At 68.9% G+C, this 24,129-nt stretch carries 27 protein-coding genes; 13 read left to right on the top strand and 14 right to left on the bottom strand.

The genetic code is table 11. The features are described from left to right. Positions 1-40 precede the first annotated feature (40 nt). The 3 genes from hemH to hisG all read left to right on the top strand — a co-directional run bounded on the left by hemH (position 41) and on the right by hisG (position 3,388). Positions 41-1,123 carry a ferrochelatase gene (hemH, locus tag A3OM_RS0121840; protein WP_018045927.1) on the top strand — a complete coding sequence of 361 codons (1,083 nt, stop codon included), beginning with the start codon at positions 41-43 and terminating at the stop codon, positions 1,121-1,123. A 98-nt stretch (positions 1,124-1,221) separates the two neighbouring features. Next, positions 1,222-2,376: an ATP phosphoribosyltransferase regulatory subunit gene (locus tag A3OM_RS0121845; RefSeq protein ID WP_018045928.1), complete on the top strand. Its 1,155-nt coding sequence runs from the start codon at positions 1,222-1,224 to the stop codon at positions 2,374-2,376. Beyond that, a complete protein-coding gene (gene hisG, locus A3OM_RS0121850) occupies positions 2,369-3,388 on the top strand; it encodes an ATP phosphoribosyltransferase (RefSeq protein ID WP_018045929.1) in 1,020 nt (339 codons plus the stop codon). Before A3OM_RS0121845 ends, hisG begins: the two co-directional genes overlap by 8 nt. Before the next feature lie 22 nt (positions 3,389-3,410). On the opposite strand, the gene A3OM_RS0121855 is transcribed toward hisG, so the two are convergent. Genes A3OM_RS0121855 through hemE form a run of 3 tightly spaced genes read right to left on the bottom strand, consistent with a single transcriptional unit; the run spans position 3,411 to position 5,296 of the window. Continuing rightward, a complete protein-coding gene (locus tag A3OM_RS0121855) occupies positions 3,411-3,767 on the bottom strand; it encodes a hypothetical protein (RefSeq protein ID WP_018045930.1) in 357 nt (118 codons plus the stop codon). Further along, positions 3,764-4,216 carry a protoporphyrinogen oxidase HemJ gene (hemJ, locus tag A3OM_RS0121860; RefSeq protein ID WP_018045931.1) on the bottom strand — a complete coding sequence of 151 codons (453 nt, stop codon included), beginning with the start codon at positions 4,214-4,216 and terminating at the stop codon, positions 3,764-3,766. Before hemJ ends, A3OM_RS0121855 begins: the two co-directional genes overlap by 4 nt. 9 nt (positions 4,217-4,225) lie before the next feature. Further along, the gene (gene hemE / locus A3OM_RS0121865; protein ID WP_018045932.1) at positions 4,226-5,296 is read right to left on the bottom strand and encodes a uroporphyrinogen decarboxylase; all 1,071 of its coding nucleotides are present in this window, start codon (positions 5,294-5,296) and stop codon (positions 4,226-4,228) included. 604 nt (positions 5,297-5,900) lie between these two features. Between hemE and A3OM_RS0121870 the strand changes: the two genes are divergently transcribed. The 6 genes from A3OM_RS0121870 to A3OM_RS0121895 all read left to right on the top strand — a co-directional run bounded on the left by A3OM_RS0121870 (position 5,901) and on the right by A3OM_RS0121895 (position 11,023). After that, positions 5,901-6,731 (top strand): pyruvate, water dikinase regulatory protein, encoded by an 831-nt coding sequence (locus A3OM_RS0121870; RefSeq protein WP_018045933.1) that lies wholly within the window; start codon positions 5,901-5,903, stop codon positions 6,729-6,731. A 20-nt stretch (positions 6,732-6,751) separates the two neighbouring features. Further along, entirely contained in the window at positions 6,752-7,366 is a 615-nt protein-coding gene (locus A3OM_RS0121875) for a nucleoside triphosphate pyrophosphatase (RefSeq protein WP_018045934.1), read from the top strand. Positions 7,367-7,392: 26 nt separating this feature from the next. Then, positions 7,393-8,235, top strand: coding sequence for a shikimate dehydrogenase (locus A3OM_RS0121880; protein WP_018045935.1), 843 nt, complete (start codon positions 7,393-7,395; stop codon positions 8,233-8,235). After that, on the top strand, positions 8,232-8,837 hold the full coding sequence (coaE, locus tag A3OM_RS0121885) for a dephospho-CoA kinase (RefSeq protein ID WP_018045936.1): 606 nt from the start codon (positions 8,232-8,234) through the stop codon (positions 8,835-8,837). The genes A3OM_RS0121880 and coaE overlap by 4 nt, the downstream gene beginning before the upstream one ends. Positions 8,838-8,872: 35 nt before the next feature. Beyond that, a complete protein-coding gene (gene dnaQ, locus A3OM_RS0121890; protein WP_026176302.1) occupies positions 8,873-9,598 on the top strand; it encodes a DNA polymerase III subunit epsilon in 726 nt (241 codons plus the stop codon). A 180-nt stretch (positions 9,599-9,778) separates the two neighbouring features. Next, positions 9,779-11,023, top strand: a complete 1,245-nt coding sequence (locus tag A3OM_RS0121895; RefSeq protein ID WP_026176303.1) for a PHB depolymerase family esterase — start codon at positions 9,779-9,781, stop codon at positions 11,021-11,023. A 13-nt stretch (positions 11,024-11,036) separates the two neighbouring features. On the opposite strand, the gene panC is transcribed toward A3OM_RS0121895, so the two are convergent. From panC to A3OM_RS0121940, 9 genes are all read right to left on the bottom strand, one after another. Then, entirely contained in the window at positions 11,037-11,900 is an 864-nt protein-coding gene (gene panC, locus A3OM_RS0121900; protein ID WP_018045939.1) for a pantoate--beta-alanine ligase, read from the bottom strand. 92 nt (positions 11,901-11,992) lie between these two features. Next, complete coding sequence (locus A3OM_RS0121905) at positions 11,993-12,409, bottom strand: hypothetical protein (protein ID WP_043764381.1); 417 nt, start codon at positions 12,407-12,409, stop codon at positions 11,993-11,995. 111 nt (positions 12,410-12,520) lie between these two features. Beyond that, positions 12,521-13,774, bottom strand: a complete 1,254-nt coding sequence (locus tag A3OM_RS0121910; protein ID WP_018045941.1) for a BatD family protein — start codon at positions 13,772-13,774, stop codon at positions 12,521-12,523. A gap of 299 nt (positions 13,775-14,073) precedes the next feature. After that, entirely contained in the window at positions 14,074-14,985 is a 912-nt protein-coding gene (locus A3OM_RS0121915; protein WP_018045942.1) for a tetratricopeptide repeat protein, read from the bottom strand. After that, entirely contained in the window at positions 14,985-15,914 is a 930-nt protein-coding gene (locus A3OM_RS0121920; protein WP_018045943.1) for a vWA domain-containing protein, read from the bottom strand. Before A3OM_RS0121920 ends, A3OM_RS0121915 begins: the two co-directional genes overlap by 1 nt. Further along, positions 15,911-16,924 carry a VWA domain-containing protein gene (locus A3OM_RS0121925; RefSeq protein ID WP_018045944.1) on the bottom strand — a complete coding sequence of 338 codons (1,014 nt, stop codon included), beginning with the start codon at positions 16,922-16,924 and terminating at the stop codon, positions 15,911-15,913. The genes A3OM_RS0121920 and A3OM_RS0121925 overlap by 4 nt, the downstream gene beginning before the upstream one ends. Before the next feature lie 4 nt (positions 16,925-16,928). Beyond that, positions 16,929-17,396 carry a DUF4381 family protein gene (locus A3OM_RS0121930; RefSeq protein ID WP_018045945.1) on the bottom strand — a complete coding sequence of 156 codons (468 nt, stop codon included), beginning with the start codon at positions 17,394-17,396 and terminating at the stop codon, positions 16,929-16,931. A gap of 3 nt (positions 17,397-17,399) precedes the next feature. Continuing rightward, positions 17,400-18,260, bottom strand: coding sequence for a DUF58 domain-containing protein (locus A3OM_RS0121935; RefSeq protein WP_238254231.1), 861 nt, complete (start codon positions 18,258-18,260; stop codon positions 17,400-17,402). A gap of 98 nt (positions 18,261-18,358) precedes the next feature. Further along, positions 18,359-19,372, bottom strand: a complete 1,014-nt coding sequence (locus A3OM_RS0121940) for a MoxR family ATPase (protein ID WP_026176305.1) — start codon at positions 19,370-19,372, stop codon at positions 18,359-18,361. Between the two features lie 337 nt (positions 19,373-19,709). Here A3OM_RS0121940 and A3OM_RS0121945 point away from each other — a divergent pair, with 337 nt between their 5' ends. The 3 genes from A3OM_RS0121945 to A3OM_RS0121955 all read left to right on the top strand — a co-directional run bounded on the left by A3OM_RS0121945 (position 19,710) and on the right by A3OM_RS0121955 (position 22,152). Beyond that, a complete protein-coding gene (locus A3OM_RS0121945) occupies positions 19,710-20,612 on the top strand; it encodes an alpha/beta hydrolase (protein ID WP_018045948.1) in 903 nt (300 codons plus the stop codon). 48 nt (positions 20,613-20,660) lie between these two features. Next, positions 20,661-21,377: an MgtC/SapB family protein gene (locus tag A3OM_RS0121950; protein WP_018045949.1), complete on the top strand. Its 717-nt coding sequence runs from the start codon at positions 20,661-20,663 to the stop codon at positions 21,375-21,377. A gap of 88 nt (positions 21,378-21,465) precedes the next feature. Then, a complete protein-coding gene (locus A3OM_RS0121955; RefSeq protein ID WP_018045950.1) occupies positions 21,466-22,152 on the top strand; it encodes an SDR family oxidoreductase in 687 nt (228 codons plus the stop codon). Positions 22,153-22,156: 4 nt separating this feature from the next. Here the strand turns inward: A3OM_RS0121955 and A3OM_RS0121960 are convergent, their stop codons facing one another. After that, positions 22,157-22,489, bottom strand: coding sequence for a hypothetical protein (locus A3OM_RS0121960; RefSeq protein WP_018045951.1), 333 nt, complete (start codon positions 22,487-22,489; stop codon positions 22,157-22,159). Positions 22,490-22,778: 289 nt separating this feature from the next. Here A3OM_RS0121960 and A3OM_RS0121965 point away from each other — a divergent pair, with 289 nt between their 5' ends. Continuing rightward, positions 22,779-23,681, top strand: coding sequence for a C40 family peptidase (locus A3OM_RS0121965; RefSeq protein ID WP_026176306.1), 903 nt, complete (start codon positions 22,779-22,781; stop codon positions 23,679-23,681). On the opposite strand, the gene A3OM_RS0121970 is transcribed toward A3OM_RS0121965, so the two are convergent. Then, complete coding sequence (locus A3OM_RS0121970; protein ID WP_018045953.1) at positions 23,659-24,120, bottom strand: low molecular weight phosphatase family protein; 462 nt, start codon at positions 24,118-24,120, stop codon at positions 23,659-23,661. The genes A3OM_RS0121965 and A3OM_RS0121970 overlap by 23 nt on opposite strands. Positions 24,121-24,129: the final 9 nt, after the last annotated feature.

Genomic DNA, 24,129 nt, shown 5'->3' on the forward strand with positions numbered 1-24,129 from the left:
CTTTGACAAACCGCGCCCTGCCGGGGCGCTCGGGAACCCGATGAACGAACGCGTCGAACCGACGTCCCTCAAGGACATCAAGCCGTTGCAGACCAGCTCCTCCGCGACCGCCAGCCTGCCCTCCGACCACCCGCCCGTGCGCTGGGGCCGGGTCGGCGTGCTCCTGATGAACCTCGGCACGCCGGAGGGCACGAGCTATTGGCCCATGCGCCGCTATCTCAAGGAGTTCCTGTCCGACCGGCGCGTCATCGAGGTGCCGCGTCTGATCTGGTGGCCCATCCTCAACCTCATCATCCTCACGAAGCGTCCCGGCCCGAAGGGTCGGGATTATGCCAGCGTGTGGAACAACGAGCGCAACGAGGGTCCGCTCAAGACCATCACCCGCGGGCAGTCCGAGCGACTGCAGGCGGCGATGGGTGATTCGGTGGTGGTCGACTGGGCCATGCGCTACGGCAAGCCGGAAGTGTCCCTGCGCATCCAGGCGCTGCTCGACCAGGGCTGCGACCGCATCCTGCTGGTGCCGCTCTACCCGCAATATGCCGCCGCCACCTCGGCCACCGCCTGCGACCAGGCCTTCAAGGCGCTGATGCAGATGCGCTGGCAGCCGACCGTCCGAGTCTCGGCGCCGTATCACGACGACCCCGTCTATATCGAGGCCATGGCCACCTCGATCCGCGAGGGCCTCGCCAAGCTCGATTTCGAGCCGGAGGTGATCCTCACCTCGTTCCACGGGGTGCCGAAGAGCTACCTCCTCAAGGGCGATCCCTACCATTGTCAGTGCGTGAAGACGGGCCGCCTCATCCGCGAGGCCCTGGGCTTCTCGACGGAACGGATGCGCACGACCTTCCAGTCGCGCTTCGGCAACGAGGAATGGCTCAAGCCCTATACCGACGAGACCGTGCAGACCCTCGCCAAATCCGGCGTGAAGCGCATGGCCATCGTGGCACCGGGCTTCACCGCCGACTGCCTCGAGACCCTGGAGGAGCTCGACGGCGAGAACCGCCATTATTTCGAGGACAATGGCGGCGAGCGCTTCGCCTACATCCCCTGCCTCAACGACAGCGATCTCGGGATGAGGGTGATCGAGAACGTGGTCCGCCGCGAGCTTCAGGGCTGGCTCTGAAAAGCCGCAGGATCCGTTCGTCGAGAGCGGATGCGGTTGATGGTCGCCAAGACCGGACGCGGTTGATAAAGGACGCGGCATCAGGCGGCGGGTGAACCATGACGAGACCGGAGGCAGTCGATCCGATCGACACCGTGCGAGCGGATGAGGGAACGCGGCTCCTCGCGCATTTCTCGCAAGGCGGCTACGGCCCGGTGACGCCCGCCGTGCTGCAGCCGGTGGAGCCGTTCCTCGAACTCTCCGGCGAGGACATTCGCCGGCGCATCTTCGTGACGCAGGACGCGGCGGGCGCGGAACTCTGCCTGCGGCCGGAATTCACCATTCCGGTCTGCCGCCAGCATCTGGCGCGGGGCGTGGGCGCCACCGCCGATTACAGCTATCTCGGCCCGGTCTTCCGGCTCGGTTCCGGCGAGGCGGAGGAGTTCCTCCAGGCCGGCATCGAATCCCTCGGCCGCACCGACATCCCGGTGGCGGACGCCGAAGTGCTCGGCCTCGCCCTCGAAGGCCTCGACCTGCTCGGAGCCGGTGAGGTCTCGGTGAGGCTCGGCGACATGGGCGTCATCGACGCCCTGCTCGACGGGCTCGGCGTACCGCCCGCCGCCAAGCGGCGGACGTTGCGGGCACTCGCGGCGGGCCGCTCGCTGGACGACGTCACCACCGTCGCGAGCGTGGAAGACCCGCATGCCGGGTTGCTGGCGGCGATCCAGGGCCAGGATCCCAAGGGCGTGCGCGCCTTCGTCGAGGACGTGTTGTCCATCGCCGGTATCTCCCGCGTAGGCGGACGCAGCGCCGGCGAGATCGCGGAACGCTTCCTCGCCAAGGCCTCGGCACGGACCAATGGCGGCGCCGGGCTCAACGCCGAGAACCGCGCCGTCGTCGAGCGCTACCGCGCCATTTCGGGCGATCCGGATCAGGCCGCCAACTCCATGCGGGAGCTCGCCGCCTCGGCGGGCATCACCTACGCGCCGCTGGACGCCGCCCTCTCCCTGTTCGAGGAGCGGACCGGCTTCATCGCCGCGCGCGGTCTCGACGTGGAGCGGTTCCGGTTTTCAGGGAGCTTCGCCCGCAACCTCGATTATTATACCGGCTTCATCTTCGAGGTGACGCGGGGGCAGGGGACAGCTCCCCTCGTCGGCGGCGGCCGCTACGACGGCCTGCTCCAGCATCTGGGCAGCCCCACGCCGATCCCGGCCGTGGGCTGCGCCGTCTGGCTGTCCCGTGTCCTCACGTCGGAAGGATCGTCCCGTGGCTGAGACCGTTCCGACTTCCCAGGCTTCGCAAGGCGCGGTCGACGGCCCTCTCGTCCTCGCCGTCCCCTCGAAAGGCCGCCTGCAGGAGAACGCCTCTGCCTTCTTCGCGCGGGCGGGATTGAAACTCGCCCAAGGGGCGGGCGCGCGCGACTATCGCGGCAAGCTCGTCGGCGTGCCGGATGTGGAGGTGCGCTACCTCTCGGCTTCCGAGATCGCCAACCAGCTCGCCAGCGGCAGCGCCCATCTCGGCGTCACCGGCGAGGATCTGATCCGCGAGAGCCTTCCCGATGCGCGGGGCCAGGTCGAGTTGCTGACGCCGCTCGGCTTCGGGCAGGCCACCGTCGTCGTCGCGGTGCCGCAGGCCTGGATCGACGTCCGCGCCATGACCGATCTCGACGAGGTCGCGGCCGAACTCCGCATCCGCCACGGGCGCCGCCTGCGCATCGCCACGAAATACGTGAACCTGACCCGGCGGTTCTTCGCCGAGCACGGCGTCGCCGATTACCGCATCGTGGAGAGCCTCGGCGCCACGGAAGGTGCGCCCGCCTCGGGCTCGGCGGAGATCATCGTCGACATCACCACCACGGGGGCGACGCTCGCGGCCAACGCCCTCAAGATCCTCGACGACGGCATCATCCTGCGCTCGGAGGCCAATCTCGTCGCCTCGCTGACGGCGCCCTGGGGCCAAAGCCAGAAGAAGGCGTTGCGCACCGTGCTCGGTCGGATCGCGGCGGAGGAGCGCGCGCGCCTCACCCGCGAGATCCGTGCGGCGATGCCGGCCGACGGCGATCTCGATCTCGCCGGGATCAGCGCCCTGCACGATGCGCAGTTGCCCTACGGCGTGCCGGAAAACCGGAGCGCCGAGATCGTGCTGCACTGCCCGGTGGACGCCACGTTCGACCTCGTGGACGATCTCGTGAAATCGGGAGCGAGCGCGGTCAGCGTCAGACGGATCGACTACGCCTTCGGCCCGGATAACCCGCTAATCGACCGCCTGCTCACGCGGCTGAGCTGAAGCCCTCGTGGGGCCTGCCTCCTTACAGAGGACCCTGCTTGGCGAACTCCGAAAAGACGCCGCGCAGGGTCTTCAGGCGGACCTCGTAGGCCTTGGTCAGGCACGTGACGTCCGCCGCGCAGCTGCGCCGTTCCTGCAGCCAGGCTTCCTGGTCGTCGCGCAGCTTGGCGTTGCCGCCCATGGGCAGGAGCCCGCGCAGGATCTCGAACCGGACCGCCATCTCCACGTCGAGGTCGTTGAGGGGGAGATGGCCGCAGATCGCCTTCTCGTCGGGCGTCTCCGCCTTTTCGCACGGGAAGCTCGCGGCCTCGGCGCCGGATGCGGCCAGCATCATCGCGGCGGCACCCCACCAGACCCGGAAGCGATGCGATGCGATCATGACCCGAATCCCGGCTTGACGATGACGAGGATGACGATGGCCACCATGAGGAGCGTCGGAACCTCGTTGACCATTCGGTAGAAACGGTGATTCCGCGCGTTCCGGTCGGCCGCGAAATCCTTGACCATCCGCGAGAACCAGCCGTGGCAGCCGCTCATGGCGAGCACCAGGGCGAACTTCGCCTGCATCCAGCCCGATGCGTAGAATCCGCTCTGCCAGACGAGGAACAGGCCGAGCAGCCAGGTGACGATCATGGCCGGATTCATGATCGCCTTCATCAGGCGGCGTTCCATGACCTTGAACGTCTCGGACTGGGCCGAGGAGGCCGGCCCCTCGGGCAGGGACGCGTGGTAGACGAAGAGGCGCGGCAGGTAGAGCAGCCCCGCCATCCAGGAGATGACGGCGATGACGTGGATCGCCTTGATCCAGGGATAGAGCGTGTCGGCCATGGTCCGAGGTCAGCGCCGCAATCTGGCGAGCATCCGCTCCACATGGGCGATCGGCGTCTGTGGGGTGATGCCGTGGCCGAGGTTGAAGATGTGCGGCAGCCCCTCCGTCGCCTCGAGCACCCCGTCCACGGCCGCGTCGAGGGCCTCACCGCCCTCGATCAGCGTTTCGGGGTGGATGTTGCCCTGGGTCACGGTGCGCGGCGTCACGGCACCGCGCAGGGCCTTCAGGTCAACGCTCCAATCGACCCCGACGGCGTCCGCGCCGGTCTCCGCCATCACGCGGGCATGGCCTTCGAGGCCCGAGCCCCGGGCGAAGACGATGATCTTCGCGCCCGGCACACGTGCCCTGACCCCATCGACGATGCGGGCGATGGGAGCAAAACTCCAATGCTGGAGGGCATCCTCCGTGGCACCCGGCGCCCGCGGCAGCGAGCCCGCATGGGATTCGAAGATCTGGACCGCATCGGCGCCGGCTTCGAGCTGGCGCGACAGGTACTCGATCTGCACCGAGACCAGGCGGTCGATGAGTGCTTCCACCAGGGCGGTCTCGGTATCGGCGAGCGCGCGGGCCGGAGCGAGATCGGGCGTGCCGCGTCCGCCGATCATGTAGCTCGCCACCGTCCAGGGACCGCCGCAGAACCCGAGAAGGGTCGTCTCGGCCGGCAATTCGGAGCGCAGGCGCCGGACGGTCTCGAAGACCGGCTCCAGGTGCTGGAAGATGCTCGGATCGTTAGCCTGTTTCAGGCGGGCGAACTCGTCTCGGCCATGGACCGGATCGAGACGCGGGCCTTCCCCTTCGACGAAGCGGACATTCTGCCCGAGGGCGTCCGGCACGACGAGGATGTCGGAGAAGAGGATCGCCGCGTCGAAGCCGAACCGCCGGATCGGCTGCAGGGTCACCTCGGTGGCGAAATCCGGATTGTAGCAGAGGTCGAGGAAGGAGCCGGCCCTGGCCCTGACCTCGCGATATTCCGGAAGGTAGCGCCCGGCCTGCCGCATCATCCAGGCGGGAGGGATCCGGCACGGTTTGCCGTCGAGAACCTGAAGCAGCGCACGATCGGTGCCGTCACGTCGAGTCATCCGCGTATCCGCCCGGTCCATCTTGATGGGAAGGTACCCTCCCCTTGGAACAGAGCTATGACCTCCCTGCCCCGTCTCGGGAAGATGTTTTGCCGAGGGACGTTGTTTTACCGCAGGACGTCCCCGCTTCTCCGATGCCCACTTCCGAAAGCCCTCTTCCCTGCGAGAGCCTCTGGGGGTGGCCGAAAATCCCTGTCCCCGTCCCGTCTATCTAATAAGAAAAGAGAGATTCTAAGACTCTGTTTTTTCTTTTAGACGGGGGATGACGGGAACGCGAACTTGTCCACACCCCATCCCCGCGCCACTGCCGTTAACGGGGCTTTAACGGGTTCGCGCTAACTTTCGAGAACGGGAAGTCTAATCAGCGACTTGCGCGCCGTGACGGGTCCACCGTGCCCGAACCCTCCCTGAATCTCCCAAATCGGGATCGGGGCGAGGGTCGTCGGTCTGCATGTTGACGCGAGAGTCGACAACGCGGGGGAAGGTTCCGCCCCCGGCCCGGACAGGGGTGCTTTATCCCCACCTGTCGACTCCGGCCGTCAGGTGTGGTGGATAACCCGGAGATCCCTCACGCCCGTCCGCCGGCCTGGGATGGGAATTTCCGATGAGTCGCAGCTACTTCCACCTCCATCTCGTGTCGGATTCCACCGGCGAGACCCTCATCAATGTGGGTCGCGCCGCTGCCGCCCAGTACGAGGGCGTCTCGGCCATCGAGCATGTCTATCCGCTGGTGCGATCCTCGGCCCAGCTCGAACGGGTGATCTCCGAGATCGAGGCGGCGCCGGGCCTCGTCCTCTACACCCTCGTCGGGCACGACCTGACCGAGCGGCTGGAGGCGGCCTGCCGCGAGACCGGCTCGCCCTGCCTCTCCGTGCTCCAGCCGGTCCACGCCCTACTGCAATCCTATCTCGGCGCGGAGACGACGGCCAGGCCGGGGGCGCAGCACATGCTGAACGCGGAGTATTTCAAGCGCATCGACGCGATGAACTTCACCCTCGCCCATGACGACGGCAACCTGCCCTTCGACATCGACGAGTCCGACGTGATCCTCGTGGGCGTCAGCCGCACCTCGAAGACCCCGACGGCGATCTATCTGGCCAATCGCGGGCTGAAGACCGCGAATTTCCCCCTGGTGCCGGGCATGCCGGTGCCTCCCAATCTCGAGAATGCACGCAAGCCCCTCGTGGTCGGCCTCCTCGCGTCTGCGGAGCGAATCGTGCAGATTCGTCAGAACCGCCTGCTGAGCCTAAAGGCGGACGACACCTCCCTCTACGTCGATCGCGACGCCGTCGCCGACGAGATCGCCGCCTGCCGCAAACTCTGCAACCGGCACCGCTGGCCGACCATCGACGTCACGAGGCGGTCCATCGAGGAGACCGCCGCCGCGATCCTCGATCTCCATCGCGAGCACCGGCTCAAGTTCCTCGTGGCGTGAAACGCGAAGCGAGATCCGTCATGACCCGTCTCTGGCTGCCCGAACGGCCGCTCGTCCTCGCCTCCGGCTCGCCGACGCGCAGGCATCTCCTCGAAGCCGCCGGCCTCGACGTGGAGGTCGTGGTCCCGAATGTGGACGAGCGCGGCATCGAGGCCGATTCAGGCCCCCTCGCTCCCGCCGATCTCGCCCGCCGACTGGCCCTGGCCAAGGCACGGGCGGTCGCTGAAAAGGCACAAGACAGGATCGTCCTGGCCGCCGACCAGGTTCTCGCCTGCGAGGGGGAGGTGTTTCACAAATCCGCCTCCCTCGACGCGGCGAAACATCAGCTGAGCCGGCTATCCAACAGGACCCATTCCCTGCATTCCGCCGCCGCCCTCATCGTAGCGGGACGGGAGCCGGATCTCCTCCACGACGAGGCCCGTCTGACCATGCGGGACCTGAGTGCGTCCGCCATCGACACCTATCTGGCGATCGCCGGGCATGAGCGTGTCACCGGCACGGTGGGGGGATACCAGCTGGAAGGCCTCGGCATCCATCTGTTCGCGGACATTGAGGGCGCCCATGCCACGATCCTCGGCCTCCCGCTGACCGGATTGCTCGACCGGTTGCGCAGCCATGGCTGCCTTGCTTTCTGATCCCGAACGCCGCGCGAGACCCCTTCATGATCAAAGCCTTCGTCGTCGGTCATCCGATCGCCCATTCCCGGTCGCCGATGATCCACGGACACTGGCTCTCGACCCTTGGGCTCGACGGGTCCTATGAGCGGATCGACGTGGCGCCGGAGGATTTCGGGGCCTTCCTGCGCGGCCTGAAGGCTGCCGGGTTCGCGGGCGGAAACGTGACCCTGCCGCACAAGGAAGCCGCCTTCGCCGGGGCCGAGGTGCTGACGGAGGCGGCCAGGCGGATCGGCGCAGTCAACACGCTCTCCTTCGACGGGCAGGGGCGTCTTATCGGCGACAACACCGATGCCGTCGGCTTCACCGCTCATCTCGACGAGACCCTCGGGGCGGACTGGCTCGGCGCCGATGCGGGAGACGTCGTGATCCTCGGAGCGGGAGGGGCGGCACGGGCCGTCGTCGCGGGCCTTCTCGACGGTCCGGCGAACCGCATCCGGGTTGCCAACCGCACGCGCTCGCGGTCCGAGGCCATTGTGGAGCTCGACCCGTCCCGCGTCGAGGCCATCGACTGGGACGGGCTCGACGACGCCCTTCATGGCGCGCGGCTTCTCGTCAACACCACCTCCCTCGGTATGACCGGCAAGCCGCCCCTCGACATCAAGTTGGATCGTTTGCCGGCTGACTGTGCCGTGGCCGACATCGTCTATTCGCCCCTGGAGACGCCGCTTCTGGCGGCAGCTGCGGTGCGGGGGCGTCGCGTGGTCGACGGACTCGGCATGCTGCTGCATCAGGCCGTGCCGGGTTTCGAGCGCTGGTTCGGGACCCGTCCGGTGGTCACACCGGAACTGCGTGCCCTCATCGTCGCCGATCTGGTCGCGAAGCGATGACCCGGCCGTTCATCCTCGGCCTCACCGGCTCCATCGGCATGGGGAAATCGACCACCGCCTCCCTATTCGCCCGGTGCGGCGTCCCGATCCATGACGCGGATGCGGCGGTGCGGCGTCTCTACGCGGCGGGAGGAGCCGGCGCCCGCCTCATCGCGGGCCTGTTCCCCGACGCCATCGCGGAGGACGGCTCCGTCGACCGCGCGCGCCTGCGGGACCACGTGCTCGGCCGGCCGGACTCTCTCGCCCGGCTGGAAGCCGCGATCCATCCCCTCGTCCGAGGGGAGGAACAGCGCTTCCTCGAGGAGCACGGCGACGCCTCCCTGGTGATCCTCGACATCCCCCTCCTGTTCGAGACCGGTGGGGAAGACAGATGCGATGCGGTTCTGGTGGTGACGGCCGATCCCGAGGTTCAGCGGCAGCGTGTGCTGGCTCGCCCCGGCATGTCCGAGGCGGCGTTTGCCGCGATCCTCGCCAAGCAGTTGCCCGATGCCGACAAGCGCGCCCGCGCCGACTTCCTCATCGATACCGGGCTTGGCCTTGCTGATGCCGAAAATCAGGTCGACGCTCTCATCCAACGCCTCGTCGGCGCAGGTACGGCCTGACCGCTTGCTTCGTATTCCCTCGAATGGACCGCACCATGCTCCGTGAGATCGTCCTCGACACCGAGACCACCGGGACGGATGCCAAGAACGGGGACCGGCTGATCGAGATCGGCTGCGTCGAGCTCATCAACCACATCCAGACGGGGGTGACCTTCCACCGCTACGTCAATCCGACACGGCCGGTCTCCCAGGGCGCGTTCGGCGTCCACGGTCTCTCCGACGCGTTCCTGGCCGACAAACCCGTCTTCTCGGCGATCGTGGACGATTTCGTCGCCTTCTGCGGCGATTCCCCCCTCGTGATCCACAACGCGCCCTTCGATGTGGGCTTCCTCAACATGGAGTTCGCCCGGCTCGGCGACAGCGGGCCGCCGCAGATCGACCTGGGGGCGGTGGTCGACACGCTGCAGATGGCGCGGCGCAAGCATACCGGAGCCTCCAACAGCCTCGATGCGCTCTGCGTCCGCTACGGGATCGATACGACGCGGCGCACCAAACACGGGGCGCTCCTCGACGCCCAGATCCTGGCCGAGGTCTATATCGAACTCCTCGGCGGCAAGCAGACGAGCCTCGGCCTCGCCATGGTCGAGACCACGGAGCCAGCCCGGGCCATCGCCTCGGGCGACGGACCCATCGCCGTGGAACCGCGCCGATTGCGCAACCGTTTGGACCCCTTGGAAGTGAGTCAGCACGCGGCTTTCGTCGCGACCCTCGGTTCCAGCCCGATCTGGCGCGACTACGTCAGCGAGAACGACGGTGAGTGAGACCCGTTAGGTGCAATGCAATAAAAGACATATTGCATTGCAATAAAACCAGCCTACATCTTTGCACATCGAGTCGGCGCGGAGGCGAATCAAGCCCATCGTCGATGCGGGATGTCTGTGTATCCAGCATCGATCGGATCCGTCGTCCGCTCTCCCAACACCCAAGAAAGCGATCATGCGATGGCTGATCACCCGAACCGGACGCGTATGGACGATCTCGTCGAAGCGACCAAACTGACGGGGGCAGGACGCCTGCAGGAAGCGGCCGATCTCATCCAGCGCGGCCTCTTCGGCCGGCACGATGCCGAGACGTCGGGACAGATGGTCCAGGTCGGAGGCGGCGAGGCCGCAAAGCCCGGCCATCCGAAAGCCGGCTCGATGACGGAGGGCCTGCAGGACCATCTGCGCGAGGCATTGGATCAGGTGGCGCGGAAGTTCGGGCTGTCGTCGCCATCCGGGCAGGCGGGTCAGGGCGTGGCCGCGCCGGGGTCGGCGCCGTCGGGATTCTCCGGGTTCGATCCCACCAACCTGTTCCGGGACGGCAAGGTCCCGGCTCCTCCCGCCGGCGAGGGGACTTTCACCGAGCATGCGTTCGCCAACGATGCGGGCGCACGCGACTACAAGCTTTACGTTCCGAGCAGGACGGTTGCCCAGCCTCCCCTCCTCGTCATGCTCCACGGCTGTACCCAGTCGCCGGACGATTTCGCGGCCGGCACCGGCATGAACCGTCTGGCCGAGACGGAGGGATTCCTCGTCGTCTATCCTGCCCAGAGCATGAGGGCGCACGGCCAGCGGTGCTGGAACTGGTACCAGCCCGGGGACCAGGAACGCGGTTCCGGTGAGGCCGAGATCATCGCGGGTCTCACCCGCGCGGTGATGAGCCAGTACAAGGTCGATGTGCGCAGGGTGTATATTGCAGGCCTCTCGGCCGGTGGCGCCGCCGCCGCCAACATCGCCCTGGCCTATCCCGACCTCTATGCCGCCGTCGGCGTGCATTCGGGTCTCGCCGCGGGTTGCGCCGGTGACATCTCCTCGGCACTGACGACCATGCGTCTCGGGCCATCGGGGTCCGTAGTGGTCCCGCCGGCGGAGACCGCGCGGGTGCCGACCATCATGGTCCATGGCGAGAGTGACGGCACCGTCCATCCGCGCAACGGCGATCAGGTTCTCATCCAGGCCGGCGTCGAGGCCCTGCAGCCGTCCGTCTCGGATGGAACCGGCCCCGGCGGCCTGGCCTATATCCGCACGCGCTATGCCGACGCGTCCGATCGGGTCGTGGTGGAAAGCTGGGTGGTGCGCGGCCTCGGCCATTCCTGGTCGGGCGGCGACCCGGCGGGCAGCTACACCGATCCGCGCGGCCCGGATGCGTCACGGGCGATGGTCGACTTCTTCATGGCTCACCGTCTGGACCGGCCGCGCCACTGACCATCCGGTCCCGTCAAACGGCGACGTTGTCGATGAGCCGCGTCGAGCCGAGATAGGCGGCGACCAGGATGCGGGTCGGTCCCGTGGCGTGTTCCACCGGGGCCAGCGTGTCCGCATCGCACACGCTGAGATACTGGACCGTGCTGAACCCGGCCTCGATCAGCCGTTCGGTCGAGGCCGAGACGAGCGCCGAGGCCGCGTTTCCCGCTCTCAACCCTTCGGCGATGGTCGCCAACTCGCGGTGGAGAAGGGGTGCGATCCGCCGCTCGTCCGCATCGAGGTAGCGGTTGCGCGAGGAGAGGGCGAGGCCGTCCTCCTCCCGCAGCGTCGGCACGCCGCCGATGGCGACGGGGATGTCGAGGTCGCGCACCGCGCGGCGGATGACCTGCAATTGCTGGAAGTCCTTTTCGCCGAACAGGGCGGTATCGGGCTGGACCTGATTGACGAGCTTCGTCACCACCGTGGCGACGCCGGAGAAATGGCCTGGCCGAAAAGCGCCGCACAAGCCCTCGCTGATGCCCGCCACCGTGAGGCTGGTGGAGAAATCCGCCGGGTACATCGTCTCCACGGTGGGACAGTAGGCGGCATCGACGCCCGCCTCAGACAGGAGCGCGAGATCGGCCTCGGTGTCGCGCGGATAGCGCGAGAAATCCTCGCTCGGCCCGAACTGCGTCGGGTTGACGAAGATGCTGACGACGACCCGCTCCCCCAGTTCCCGCGCCCGGCTCACGAGGGAGAGGTGACCCTGGTGCAGGGCACCCATGGTGGGCACGAGGACGACACGGTCGCCCGCCGCCTTCCAGGCGCGGATGCAGGCCCGCATGGGATCCACCGCGTCGAACCGGACCGGGGTGACGGGCGAGGCTTGGCTGCTCATCGGGGCTCTTCGGCAGGGCTCTGAGGGACGTCGATAGGCCTTCGACTATCCCAACTCGGCGCCGGAAAGCCAGATGCCGCGAGCGGCAGAGGTCAGTTGCAATAGGGCAGCAGGGATCGGCCGAAGGGATCGTCCACGCCCAGCGCCGGCTTGAAGCCGTAATAGCTCGGTTTCCCGAGCCCGTAGGTCGATCCGACATAGCTCGGATCGTCCGGCGCGTCGGTGGGGATGGGCACGCTTCTCGGGATACAGGCGACCCGTCGGGGTCTCGCACGCTCCCGTCGCGGCGTGCTGTCCTCATCCGCGCGTGGGAAGTAACGCGGCGGCGGCTCGGCTCCCGGGACAGGGCGGTTGGCCTCCACGCCGTAGGGGGTGGACCAGCGCTCCCGCGCGTCGGCGGCCCGGGCCGGGCCGCACAAGACGGACGCGACGAGGCCTGTCACGACGAAACTCGCCGCGATCACCACCCTCGCGGCATGGCCTCCTGCTGTCTCGCGCCCTCGGCTCATGTCATCCCGCTGCGTGCTCCCGTCGCCGGAAGCCCTGTCGATGGGCGTTCACCGCCCAACTCACCGTCCCTGGACGAGGGTTGAAATTCTCAGAACAGGGTGAACGAAAGGTTACCGCCGCAAAGCCCGACCATCGAGATCCGACAACCGGGTGACCGGCTCGTCGGAAGGCCTGTCGATCTTGAACGGCTTCGACAGGTTGCCGGCTAATCGAGCCAGGTCCGGCTTCGCTTCCTCGGCTCGGCCATAGAGCGACGCGTCGAGGGCCGAGAGCGCCTCGGCGATGACGGGAGTGGAGCGCCAGAGGCGCGCGAGGTCGGGTTCGCGCTCGAAGACCGGGTCGAGGGCGGCGCGGAAACCCGGTCCGTCGCCGGCCTCCGCGTAGCGTGTGAGCTCGCGGCGTGTCGCACGGTCGAGGCGCAGGGTCCGCGAGCGTCTCGGAACACCAAAGCCGATGAGGGCGAGGCCGAACCCGAAAGCGCCCACGGCCGCAGCCGCGACCAGCATCGGCGAGGCCGGAGTCACGGGTTTGGCGTCCTCGTCCCGATCGGGCAGGCCGCCACCGATCTGGCGGGCCGGGATTTCCGCTTCGCGCAGGGTCCGCGAGACGGTGTCGAACCAGGAAATGGTGATGGCATCGAGCGGGACGATCTCGGTGACGGCGGGGCGCACGTCCCATTGATAGGTCGCCCGCGCCACCGGCCCCGTCGGGGTGATGATGGTCTCGCGGGTCACGGGACCGGCGAAGGTGAGGATGCCGCGTGTGCGCATCACTGGCCGCGGTGGCAGCCCTTCGGCCACCAGCCCCTGCGCCTCCAGGGTGACGATGCGTCTCGTGGTCTCACCGATCTTCACCGTTTCGGGATCGGGGCTCCAGGAATCGGTGATGGTCACGTCCCGCGCCGGCAGCCACCACGGCTCCTTCACGTCCGGACCGCCCACCGGTTTCGTCCAGGTGGCAACGGGCAGCGAGACCGGTACTGAGGGAACGTCCACCACCTTGCGGGTGCCGCCATCGTTGATGGTGAGGCGGTGGATGAACGGGTCGATGGTGAAATCGCCTGGATGGTGCGGGAAGATCGCGATGGTGCGGTCGAAGGCCACCGCCACCTGTCCGTCCGGCAGGCGGGTCTTCGACCAGGTGTCGCGACCGAGCTGGGTCCAGCTGAAATTCGCCAGCGACGGCTGGAGCACCTCCTCCAGCAGGATCGCTTGGCGGTAGACGCCGCGAATGTGGAGCAGCACCATCTCTCGCGAGAACGGCGCCGCGTTTCCGTTCAGCTCCGGCGTCACCGTCAGGGTGAGGTCACCGGGGGAGATTTCGGCATGGGCCGGAGCGGCGAGGAACAGGAACGCGCCGAGCATGAGGATGCCGCGCCGGGCGTGATCCCTCCCCCCTTCGTGGGCTGGAAGGTCATGATCGGACAGCGTGAGACGTTCCCCTCTCCCCGCACGCGGGGAGAGGGCCGCGACGACCCCGTCGTCGTCGCGGCGAGGCGGCAGCCGAGGGTCAGGGGGCTCGTCCGAAGGAGTCGCTTTCGGACGAGCCCCCTCACCCTCGCTCCGGCTTTCGCCTCCGCTTACCGAAGGCACGACGAGGTGCCTTCGGCCCTCTCCCCGCGAGCGGGGAGAGGGGGGGTACACCGGCATCTCTCCGCTAAAGCTCACCATGGGTTGCTTCCCGCCGGGACCGCCGTGCCCGCTTCCACACGCACCGCCTGCTCGGCTTTCAGGCGCAGCTTGAGATACCGGCCCGGATCGTCGGGCAGGGTCTGGAGCCAGAGGCGGTCGGGGCGGATTTCGTGCGCCTCGAAACTCTTCGTCACGCGCCGCACCTCACGTTCCGGAGCGGCGGCGACCATGGCGGAACCGGCGCCCGTCCGACCGCGGCCAGCCGCGTCGCTGGCCGAGCCCCTCGCTTCACCTTTGCCGGAATCCACCGATTGCTGCTCGGCCTTGCCGCGCCGCGCCACCTTGCTGTTGCCCGGCGTCGAGGAGGAGGTGCCCCCCTCCTTGTTACCGGCCAGTCCCTCACCGACGGAGGAGGCCTTCATGTCGTCGTTCGGGTCTTGGTTCGAGGTCTTGTTGTAGCGCGAGCCCACCGTCGCCGTGGCATTGGCGAGGCCGCCGCCCTTGCCCGGATCGCCCGGCCCCTCGGCGACGAGACGCGCGACGAGGGAGCGGTTGGCCTGCGCATCCGCATCGCGCGGGTTGTATTGCAGGGCGACGTCGTAGGCGTCGATGGCGCCCTGGTAATCGCCGGAACGCGCGAGCGCATTGGCGAGATTGTAGGCGTTGCGCCGGCCGCCGTTCCGGAAGATGGCGATGGCCTCCTCGTAGCGACCCGCCTCGTAGAGCGCGGGGCCGCGCCAGGCCGGATCGGCAAGGATGGTGGCGGCGGCACCGGGCAGGCCGAGGCTCATCAGGCTGCGACCGAGCGTCGTGCGCGGCTCGGAGACCAGGGTGAGGCCGAGAATGCCGGCACCGGCCAGGGTGACGCCGGCGATCCTCGCCCAGCCGGTCCAATGCCGGGGGAGAGGAAGACGATCGGACAGGGAGAGACGCGCCGTGCTCATCAGGCGCTCCTGCGGAACAGGACGAGGGCGGGAAACAGGGCGAGCAGGATCAGCCAGCGTCCGAGATCGGCGAAGGCGAGCACGGTGTAGCCGCCCGCCGCCAGATGCTGCGCCGTGCTGGCACCCACGATGTCGAGGAGGGCGGCGGGCCTGTCGAGATCGACGGTCACGCCATTGCCCGCGCCGGTGACGCGGTCGAGAGCTGTCCGGTCGGGTTTCGGCGAACCGTCCGGCAGGGCCTTGGTGGCCGGCACGAACACCGCATGGAGATGCCAGCCCTTGGTCCGGATCGCAGTGGCCTCGCGCAGGGCCGCATCGCCGATCCCGTCGCCATCGGTGACGAGGACCACGTCCCCGGCGATGACCCCAGCTTCTTCCAGGGTCCGACGCGCAATGGCGAGGCCGCGCTCGGGATGGGTGCCGCGATCGGGCACGGTGTCGCCGTCGAGGGCGAAGAGGACGAGGCTGAGGGCGTCGCGGTCCGTGGTCGGCGGGGCGGCGAGATAGGCGTCGCCGGCATAGACCACCACGGCGACGCTGCGGGTGCCCGCCGCCTGGGCCACGCTGTCGGCGATCTGGCGGACCTCCTTGAGATGACCGCCCTCGGCCACGGAGCGCGAGAGATCGATGACGACCACCGTCGCATCGAGGTTGCGGAAGGTGGCCGCATCGGGACGCTCGATGGCCGGTCCGGTCAGAGCGACGGCGACGATCCCGGCCGCGATGGCGGCGGCGAGGTTGGCTTGGCGCCGCCCGCCGAGGACGGCTCCCCGCGTCTCGAGGAAGGCCATGAGGCCGGGATCGACGGCCTTCGCCCAATCCCCCAGCGGGGCCGAGCGCCAGGCCGCGCGCAGGGCGAGGACGAGGATGACGGGAATCGCCAGGAGCCACCATGGCCGCAGGATGGCGAGGGAGAGAAGGGCGCTCATGCCTTGCGCCTCGCCGCCAGCAGGCCCGCCGCGCACAAGAGAGCGAGGCCGGCCGGCCAGGGCCAGAGGTCCTGGCGCAGGGGGACCGGGGGGGCCTTGGCCCGGCCTCCCTCGATGGCGTCGATGGAATCGGCCATGGCGATGAGGTCGTCGGTGGTCTTCACGCGGAAGAAGGTGCCGCCGGTGGAAGCCGAGATCTCGCGCAGGGTCTCGGCATCGACGACATCCTGCTCGCCGTCGGCATTGGACATGTCGCGGGGGCCGAGCGCGATGGTGTGGACCTTGACGCCGAGTTCCTTGGCCAGGGCCGCCACGTCGCGCGGCGTGGTCTGGCCGGCATTGTTGGCCCCGTCCGTCATCAGCACCACCACCTTCGATGTGGCCTGCGGAATGTCGGACGCCTCGCCGGAGGTCGCCGGCACCAGCCGCTTGAGGGCGAGGCCGAGACCGTCGCCGATGCCGGTGGAACGGCCGACCAATCCGATCGTCGCCTCGTCGAGGGCGCGCGCCACGGTATTGGTGTCGAAGCTCGGGCTCGCGGCCACGTAGGATTCGTTGGCGAAGATCACGAGGCCGATCCGGTCCCCGGCCCGGCGGCGGATGAAGTCGGTGCCCACCCGCTTCACGGCGGTGAGCCGCGTCACGGTCTCGCCGTCGATGGCGAAGTCCCGCCTCTCCATGCTGCCGGACAGGTCCATCACCAGCATGATCTCACGGCCCGAGGCCGGAAGCGCGGTGGCGGGCAGGACGAGGCGGGGGCCGGCGAGCGCCGCCACCAGGGCGGCCCACAGGGTCCAGATCAGGAGCGAGCGACCGCGCCCGCGCGCCGCCACGCCGTCCCCCCGGGCGGAGCCCATCACGACGGTGGCCGGAACGCGCAAGGCGCCGCTCGATCCCATCCGCTCGGGCGGCAGCAGCCGGGCCGCGAGGAAGGGCAGCGGCAGGAGCAGCAGCGCCAGGGGTGCGGCGAGATCGAAGGCCGAGAGGAAGGCGGTGAACCAGGCTGGCATCGGCTCAGGCCCTGATCCGCGCGAAGAGGCGGCCGAGTTCGGAATCGAGGGTCTCGACGTCGGCCGGGGAGGAGCGCCGGTACAGGCCCTCCGTCACGACCCTGCCGACGCCCTCGCTGAAGACATCCGTGGCGAAGAGGCGGTCGAGGGTGGCGGCCCAGTCGCGTCCCTGGGTCGAGGCGGCCTCGTCGCCGGCGAGCGTCCGGGCGAGGCGCCGCAGCAGGCGGGCCTGCGCGATGAGGCGTGCCTCCGGGGGAAGCGCCCGCGTCTCGGCGAGGCCGCGCAGGGCCGAAGCCCGCACCGAGGCTTTCGAGCGCGCCCGCATCAGCCTGACGAGGCCGACGAGAAGGGCCGCGACGAAGCCCAGCGCGATGGCCAGCACCACCTCGCCCTGGGCGCCGCTGCCCGCATCGGCCGGCAGGTGCAGGCCGCGCAGCTGGTTGAGATCGGTGGGGGAGGCGAGGGGGGTCACGCGCTACAGCACCGCATCGAGACGTTCCATCAGCGGAGCATAGGCCTCGGGGCCGGCCTCGGCGTCGAGGCGCAACCCCTCGATCCCGCGTCGGGCATAGGCGATGAGTCGGTCGTCGGGTGCGCCGTCCGTATTGGCGGCGGAACGCCCGACCTGGACCGTGCCGCGCTGCCCATCCGGCGTGGCGAACGGAAAGAACCCCGCCGGCTTCCTGCGCTCGAACGCATCGCTGACGAGGACGAGGCGGATCGACAGGCGCTCGGCCAGCACGGTGAGCAGGTGGTCGAACTCGGGTCCCGGCGCGTCCAGCGCGCTGCCGATGACGAGATGTCCGCCGGACGGAAGCAGGCTCGCCGCCACGGTGAGGCTTCGGTCGAGGGGAGGGTCCGTCCTGTCCGAGGCCGCGAGCGCCTGGGCGTGGGCCATGGCCAGCGCACCCGTCACCGCCGTCATGGCCCGCTCGCCGCCGCCGGGACGGACCACCACCGGCTCCCCCGAGGACGCGGCCACGAGGCCGATCCGGCCGCCATCGCCGACGATGCGCCAGCCCAGCAGCACCAGGGCTTCGGCCGCCGCCACCGAGCGCAGGGCGCGGCGCGTGCCGAACAGCATGGAGGGGCGGAAATCCGCCAGCAGCACCACCGCGCGGTCGCGCTCGTCATGGTGGGTCCGCACGTGGAGGATGCCGGTGCGGGCGGTGGCATTGCGGTCGATATGGCGGCGGTCGTCGCCCTCGGACCAGAGCCGCACGTCGTCGGGCTCCGATCCGCGTCCGCGCCGCCGCGTGACGATGCCGCCGGGAAGGCCCGCCAGGGTGCGGGTGGCCGGCGAGATCCCGCGCCGCGCAAGGTGGCGCAGGCCCATCAGGGCCTCGCCCGACAGATGGATGCCGGGTCCGTGCGCGGAACCTGTCGGGAGGCCGGGATTGGACGCCATGGCTGTGTCTACGCGACCATTCCGTCTCAGAGCGCCCGGACCCGCTGGACGAGGCCCGTGATGATGCCCCGCGCGGTCTGTCCCTCGGCGGCGGCGCGCCAGGTGAGACCGATCCGGTGCGCCAGGGCGTCGGCGGCGAGATCGGAGATATCCTCCGGGATCACGTGGTCGCGGCCGCGCAGATAGGCCCGCGCCTTTCCGGCGAGCATCAGCGCCAGCGTCCCGCGCGGGGAGGCCGGGTGCTCGATCGAGGCGCGGAGATCCGGCGCGGCCTTGTCGGTGCGGGTGCCGGCCACGAGCCGCACCAGATAATCCTTGAGGGCCGACGAGACGTGGACGTTGAGGGCCGCCGCGCGCGCGGCGCGGATCTCCGCCACGGTGAGCTTCACCGACATCGCCTCGGCATGGTGGTTCAGTTCGCCCTCGACGAGGTCGAGGATGCGGCGCTCGGAGGCCTCGTCGGGCATCTCCACCACCACGTGGAGGAGGAAGCGGTCGAGCTGGGCTTCCGGCAGGGGGAAGGTGCCCGCATGCTCGATGGGGTTCTGGGTCGCCACCACCATGAACGGGTCGGGCAGCACATGGGTGTGCCCGGCGACCGTGATCTGACCCTCGGCCATGGATTCCAGTAGCGCCGACTGGACCTTGGGCGGCGCGCGGTTCACCTCGTCCACGAGGATCAGCGAATGGAACAGCGGGCCGGGCAGGAACTCGAAATCGCCGGCATCCTGGCGCCAGACGGTGGTGCCGGTGAGATCGGCCGGCATCAGGTCGGGCGTGCACTGGATGCGGGCGAAGCTGCCGTCGAGCCCGTCCGACAGGCGCTTGACCGCGCGGGTCTTGGCGAGGCCGGGCGCACCCTCGATGAGGAGATGGCCACCGGTGAGAAGCCCGATGAGCAGGCGTTCCACCAGGGTCTCCGCGCCGATGAGCCCATGGCTCAGCCCATCGCGAAGGGCGAGGATGCGGGCACGCAGGGCCTCGTCGGCGACCGGCACCGTCGAGGTGGCGGGACGCGTGGCCAATGTCGCATCACTCATGAGCGGGTCATGATCGTGGCAGGGCCGGCGTACAGCACCATGCGCGTCTCCTCGAGCGGATTCTTAAGAGATCCCTATGTCGATCGGGTGTGCATGCAGCGGAGCACCGGCGTCAATCCCGTGGGACGTTTCCCGTGAAGCACGAGGGTGAGATCGGGCAGAATGCCCGACCACCGGGATTTCATGAAGTCGAATGCATGCAGAGCGGATTTCTCTGCCGATCCGTAGGATTCAAGCCGGAATTCGGCGTTATGTCGCAGCCCGCGCGACGCCGGTGGAAACCGAGGGACGGCTTCCCGGTTTCCGTCTCAACCCAGCGGGCAGACTGGAGCAGACCATGAGTACAGACCTCTTCCCCGGCTTCAGCGCGGACTGGATCGACATTCCGGAGGGGCGTTTCTTCGTCCGCAGCGGCGGCCGGGAGGACGCGCCTCCCGTGATCCTCCTCCATGGATTTCCGCAGACCCATGCCTGCTGGCACCGCATCGCGCCGGCTTTGGCCGAGACCCATCGCGTGGTGTGCCTGGATCTGAAAGGCTACGGCTGGTCGGAAGCGCCCAAGGGTGACGCCCGCCACGACGTCTATTCCAAGCGCCGCATGGGACGCGACGTGGTGGCGGTCATGGAGCGGCTCGGCCATGTCCGCTTCGCACTCGTGGGTCACGATCGCGGCGCGCGGGTGGGCTACCGCCTCGCCCTCGACGAGCCGGGCCGGATCGAGCGCCTCGCCCTCCTCGATATCCTGCCCACCCTCGTCCAGTGGGAGCGGATCGAAGCCGATCCCGACGTGTCGTCGCATTGGGCATCCCTGGCCCGGCCGGCCCCCGGTCCGGAGGAGGAGATCGGCCGCGATCCGGTCGCCTATTTCGAGGGGCTCCTCCGGCAATGGAGCAACGCCCGAAGCCTCGACCCCTTTGCTCGGGAAGCCTTGCGCCTCTATCGCGACAACTGGACCGTTCCCGAGCGCATCCACGCCTTCTGCGAGGATTACCGGGCCGGCGCGACCCGCGACCGCGAGGCGGATCTCGACGACCTCGCGGCGGGCAAGACCCTCTCCTGCCCGACCCTGATCCTCACCGGAGACGGCTATCTCGACCATTCGCACGAGACCCCCCTGGCGGCCTGGCAGCGCACCTTCGCGCCGAAGGCCGAGGCCGTGGACATCACCTCCGGCCATTTCCTGGCGGAGGAGAACGCTCCCGAAACCATCAAAGCCCTGCGGGCCTTTCTCGATGGCTGACGCGCGAAGCGTCACCGTTTCGTCATCGGCGGACGACATGCAGCGCTCATGACCGCGCTCTTCGCCTCGCCGCTCCCCGAATTCGTCAATTCCGCCATCAGCCTCGTCGTCGCGTTCGTCCTCGGCACGATGATCGGGGCCGAGCGGCAGTATCGCCAGCGCACGGCGGGCCTGCGCACCAACGTGCTGGTGGCGGTGGGGGCCGCGGCCTTCGTCGATCTCGGCATGCGCCTCGAAGGAACGCGCGGCGCGGTGAGCACCGTCGCCTACGTCATCTCGGGCGTCGGTTTCCTCGGGGCCGGCGTCATCATGAAGGAGGGGATGAACGTCCGCGGCCTCAACACCGCCGCCACGCTCTGGTGTTCGGCGGCGGTGGGGGCTTTCGCCGGGGCCGACTTCCCTCTGGAGGCCTGTTTCGTCACGGCGGCGGTCCTGTCCGGCAACACCCTGCTGCGGCCCCTCGTCAACGCCATCAACCGCGTTCCCATCGACGAGAGCCAGACCGAGGCCACCTACGAGGTCCAGGTCACGGTGCAGGCCGAACATGCCGGCCCCGCCCGCGACCTTCTCGTGGAACGGCTGGAGGCGGCGCATTATCCGGTCGGGGGAACCGAAGTGGTGGAACGCGGCGAGGAGACGGTGGAAGTGGTGGCGACCCTGGTGGCGACGGCGGTGGACTCCGCCGAACTCGATGCCGTGGTGGCCGGGTTGGAGCGCGACGAGCGGATCAGCCATGCGACCTGGTCGGTCCAGACCGCCGATTGAGCGCGCTCGCGGCCATTGCCGCCGCGTGGAAACGACCAACCTAGACCCGTGATGCCGGGCTCCGCCCCGGCGGTGGAGAGCCCTTGCCATGACCGAAGCACGCAAGAACGCATTGATCGTCGGGGCCTCGCGCGGCCTCGGCCTCGGATTGGTGGAAACGTTCCTCGCCCGCGGCTGGGCGGTCACCGCCACGCAGCGCTCGCCCTCCGCCGGATTGGCGGCGCTCGCCTCCGATGCGCTCTCCATCGAGACCGCCGATATCGACGATGACGGGGCGGTGGCCGCCCTCCATGGCCGGCTTGCGAACCAGCGCTACGACCTGATCTTCGTGGTGGCGGGCGTGGCGACCCAGGCGCACGACCCCGCCCATGACGTCCCGCGCGATGTCGCCGCGCAGGTCTACCTGACCAACGCCATCAGCCCGATCCGCTTCGCCGAGCTGTTCCGCGACCGGCTGGCGGGCAACGGCCTCGTCGCCTTCATGAGTTCCATCCTCGGCAGTGTCGCCCTCAACGAGAGCGGCGGATGGGAGACCTACCGCGCGAGCAAGGCGGCGTTGAACACGCTGGCGATCAGCTTCGAGATCCGTCACCGCGACGAGGGGTTCGGCGTCCTCCTCCTCCATCCCGGCTGGGTCCGCACGGAGATGGGCGGAGAGGAGGCGGATATCGACGTGACGACGAGCGTCACCGGACTCACGGATGTCATCGAGGCCCGGCTCGGCAAAACCGGCATCGCCTATCTCGACTATACCGGCGCGACCCTGGCCTGGTAGGCGCTCAGCGCCGTCCGTCGAGGGGGCGGCCGCGCCGCTCCACCACCACCGGCGGGCGGGTGCGGCGCTCGACGATGACGGTACGCGGCGCCCGGCTCGGGCCGCCGGCGGTGAGGATGCGCTCGGAGATCCGCTCGGGCTTCGGCTTCTCGGCGGCGAGCACGTGCGGGCGCACCTCGTCGAGGGGAAGACCGATCAGGCCGGCGGCGATCTCGACCTGCTGTTCGAGATCGTCGGCGAGATCCTGAGCGGCGGCGATCGCCTCGGGGATCGTCGGCGGTTCGCGCCGGACACGGATCGGCGGCAGATCCTGAAAGGATTTCGGCGTCTTCTTCACGACTCGGCCCGCGCTCCACACCGACCGAGGATAGCGCGACGGCGGAGAGAGTGCATTGCACCATTTCGACGACGCACCCACGCGTTCCATGCATCCCCCCATCACCGCCGGATTTTCCCGCAGATCCGGCGAAAGTTGCCCTGCCTGCATCCGCATGGTCGTCAAATTGCCCATGGAACGGGCATCATATGGTGTCGATATGTCGCATCCGTAAAGCGATGAGCGACCCGATCCTCGCGCCGTTGCATGCGGCCACGCCGCCGCCGATACTGGCCGGACCATGTTTCCCATCACCGATCTCTCCGACGCCAGGCTGGTCCCGGCCCGCCCCGATCTGGCCGATATCCGGCTGCGGGGCCGTGTGGATGCCGCCCACTACGTCGCCGGGCAAAGCGCCCGCCTCATCGCCGCCTCGGCCCCGTTGCGGCGCAGGCCGAGCGGGGACGCGGGGATCGAGACCGAGGCGGTGATGGGCGATCCCGTCACCCTCTACGACACGGGAGAGGGCTTCGCCTTCGTGCAGCTCGAAAGCGACGGCTATGTCGGCTACCTGCCGGAGGCCGCCATCGCCCTGGATGTTCCGCCCCCGACCCACCGGGTGACGGCCCTGCGGACATTTCTCTATCCGGCCGCCAACATGAAGCTGTCGCCCCTGGGCCATGTGAGCCTCGGCGCCGGGCTCGGCATCGCCGGGCGGGAGGGCGATTTCCTGCGCCTCGCCGACGGTGCCCATGCCTTTCACGATGGTGCCTTTGCCGACAGTGCTTACGTCTTCGCCGATCATTGCACGCCCGTCGGCATCGTGGAGCCCGATCCTGCCGCCACCGCCGAGCGTCTCGTGGGCACCCCCTATCTGTGGGGCGGGCGCACCAGCCTCGGGCTCGATTGCTCGGGCCTCGTCCAGCTCTGCCTCGCCCTGGCGGGCATTCCGTCTCCCCGCGACGCGGACCAGCAGGAGGCGGGTCTCGGCACGGCGCTGCCCACGCGTCTCGACGGCTTGGCTCGGGGCGACCTCGTCTTCTGGCGCGGCCATGTGGGGATGATGCTGGACGAGACCCGCCTCATCCACGCCAACGGCCACCACATGGCGGTGGCGGTCGAGCCCCTGGCGGGAGCGGTGGAGCGCATCGCCGAGAAGAGCTACGGCGTCGTGACGTCGATCCGGCGGATCACGCCTTCAACCGGGTCTTGATGCGGGTGATCAGCCCGTCGCGGACGTCGCGGTAGGCGTCGAGGCGCTGCTCGCGCGAGGCTTCCTGCATCAGCGTCGGGTCCGGCGTCGGCCAGTACTCCACGTCCACGGCGTTGGTGCGGGTGACCTCCAGGGCCGCGTGGTGGGCCTCGGGCGACAGGGTGATGATGAGGTCGAAGTTCAGCCCCTCCCATTCCTCGAGTTCGAGGAGGGTCCGGGGCCGGTGCTTGGAGGCGTTGATGCCGATCTCGTCGAGGGCCGCCACCATGAACGGGTCGGCCGGCTCGCCGGAGCGGACGCCCGCCGACTGGACATAGGTGGACTTGCCGAAATAGTGGCGCGCCACCGCCTCCGCCGCGAGGGACCGCACGGCGTTGAAGTTGCACATGAACAGCACCGACTGCACGCGCGTCTTCTTCGGGCCGGCCTCTTCCGCCATCCGGTGACT

It is taken from the genome of Methylobacterium sp. 88A (assembly GCF_000376345.1).
Lineage (GTDB): Bacteria > Pseudomonadota > Alphaproteobacteria > Rhizobiales > Beijerinckiaceae > Methylobacterium > Methylobacterium bullatum.

Bases quoted from the DNA above. Each gene is read 5' to 3' on its own strand.
- hemH (WP_018045927.1), top strand. From the start codon at position 41: ATGAACGAACGCGTCGAACCGACGTCCCTCAAGGACATCAAGCCGTTG.
- A3OM_RS0121950 (WP_018045949.1), top strand. From the start codon at position 20,661: ATGACCGCGCTCTTCGCCTCGCCGCTCCCCGAATTCGTCAATTCCGCC.
- A3OM_RS0121855 (WP_018045930.1), bottom strand. From the start codon at position 3,767: ATGATCGCATCGCATCGCTTCCGGGTCTGGTGGGGTGCCGCCGCGATG.
- A3OM_RS0121920 (WP_018045943.1), bottom strand. From the start codon at position 15,914: ATGAGCGCCCTTCTCTCCCTCGCCATCCTGCGGCCATGGTGGCTCCTG.
- A3OM_RS0121845 (WP_018045928.1), top strand. From the start codon at position 1,222: ATGACGAGACCGGAGGCAGTCGATCCGATCGACACCGTGCGAGCGGAT.
- panC (WP_018045939.1), bottom strand. From the start codon at position 11,900: ATGAGCAGCCAAGCCTCGCCCGTCACCCCGGTCCGGTTCGACGCGGTG.
- dnaQ (WP_026176302.1), top strand. From the start codon at position 8,873: ATGCTCCGTGAGATCGTCCTCGACACCGAGACCACCGGGACGGATGCC.
- A3OM_RS0121970 (WP_018045953.1), bottom strand. From the start codon at position 24,120: ATGGCGGAAGAGGCCGGCCCGAAGAAGACGCGCGTGCAGTCGGTGCTG.
- A3OM_RS0121955 (WP_018045950.1), top strand. From the start codon at position 21,466: ATGACCGAAGCACGCAAGAACGCATTGATCGTCGGGGCCTCGCGCGGC.
- A3OM_RS0121935 (WP_238254231.1), bottom strand. From the start codon at position 18,260: ATGGGCCTGCGCCACCTTGCGCGGCGCGGGATCTCGCCGGCCACCCGC.
- A3OM_RS0121940 (WP_026176305.1), bottom strand. From the start codon at position 19,372: ATGAGTGATGCGACATTGGCCACGCGTCCCGCCACCTCGACGGTGCCG.
- coaE (WP_018045936.1), top strand. From the start codon at position 8,232: ATGACCCGGCCGTTCATCCTCGGCCTCACCGGCTCCATCGGCATGGGG.
- hemJ (WP_018045931.1), bottom strand. From the start codon at position 4,216: ATGGCCGACACGCTCTATCCCTGGATCAAGGCGATCCACGTCATCGCC.
- A3OM_RS0121925 (WP_018045944.1), bottom strand. From the start codon at position 16,924: ATGCCAGCCTGGTTCACCGCCTTCCTCTCGGCCTTCGATCTCGCCGCA.
- A3OM_RS0121895 (WP_026176303.1), top strand. From the start codon at position 9,779: ATGGCTGATCACCCGAACCGGACGCGTATGGACGATCTCGTCGAAGCG.
- A3OM_RS0121945 (WP_018045948.1), top strand. From the start codon at position 19,710: ATGAGTACAGACCTCTTCCCCGGCTTCAGCGCGGACTGGATCGACATT.
- hemE (WP_018045932.1), bottom strand. From the start codon at position 5,296: ATGACTCGACGTGACGGCACCGATCGTGCGCTGCTTCAGGTTCTCGAC.
- A3OM_RS0121880 (WP_018045935.1), top strand. From the start codon at position 7,393: ATGATCAAAGCCTTCGTCGTCGGTCATCCGATCGCCCATTCCCGGTCG.
- A3OM_RS0121910 (WP_018045941.1), bottom strand. From the start codon at position 13,774: ATGCTCGGCGCGTTCCTGTTCCTCGCCGCTCCGGCCCATGCCGAAATC.
- A3OM_RS0121905 (WP_043764381.1), bottom strand. From the start codon at position 12,409: ATGAGCCGAGGGCGCGAGACAGCAGGAGGCCATGCCGCGAGGGTGGTG.
- A3OM_RS0121870 (WP_018045933.1), top strand. From the start codon at position 5,901: ATGAGTCGCAGCTACTTCCACCTCCATCTCGTGTCGGATTCCACCGGC.
- A3OM_RS0121875 (WP_018045934.1), top strand. From the start codon at position 6,752: ATGACCCGTCTCTGGCTGCCCGAACGGCCGCTCGTCCTCGCCTCCGGC.
- A3OM_RS0121915 (WP_018045942.1), bottom strand. From the start codon at position 14,985: ATGAGCACGGCGCGTCTCTCCCTGTCCGATCGTCTTCCTCTCCCCCGG.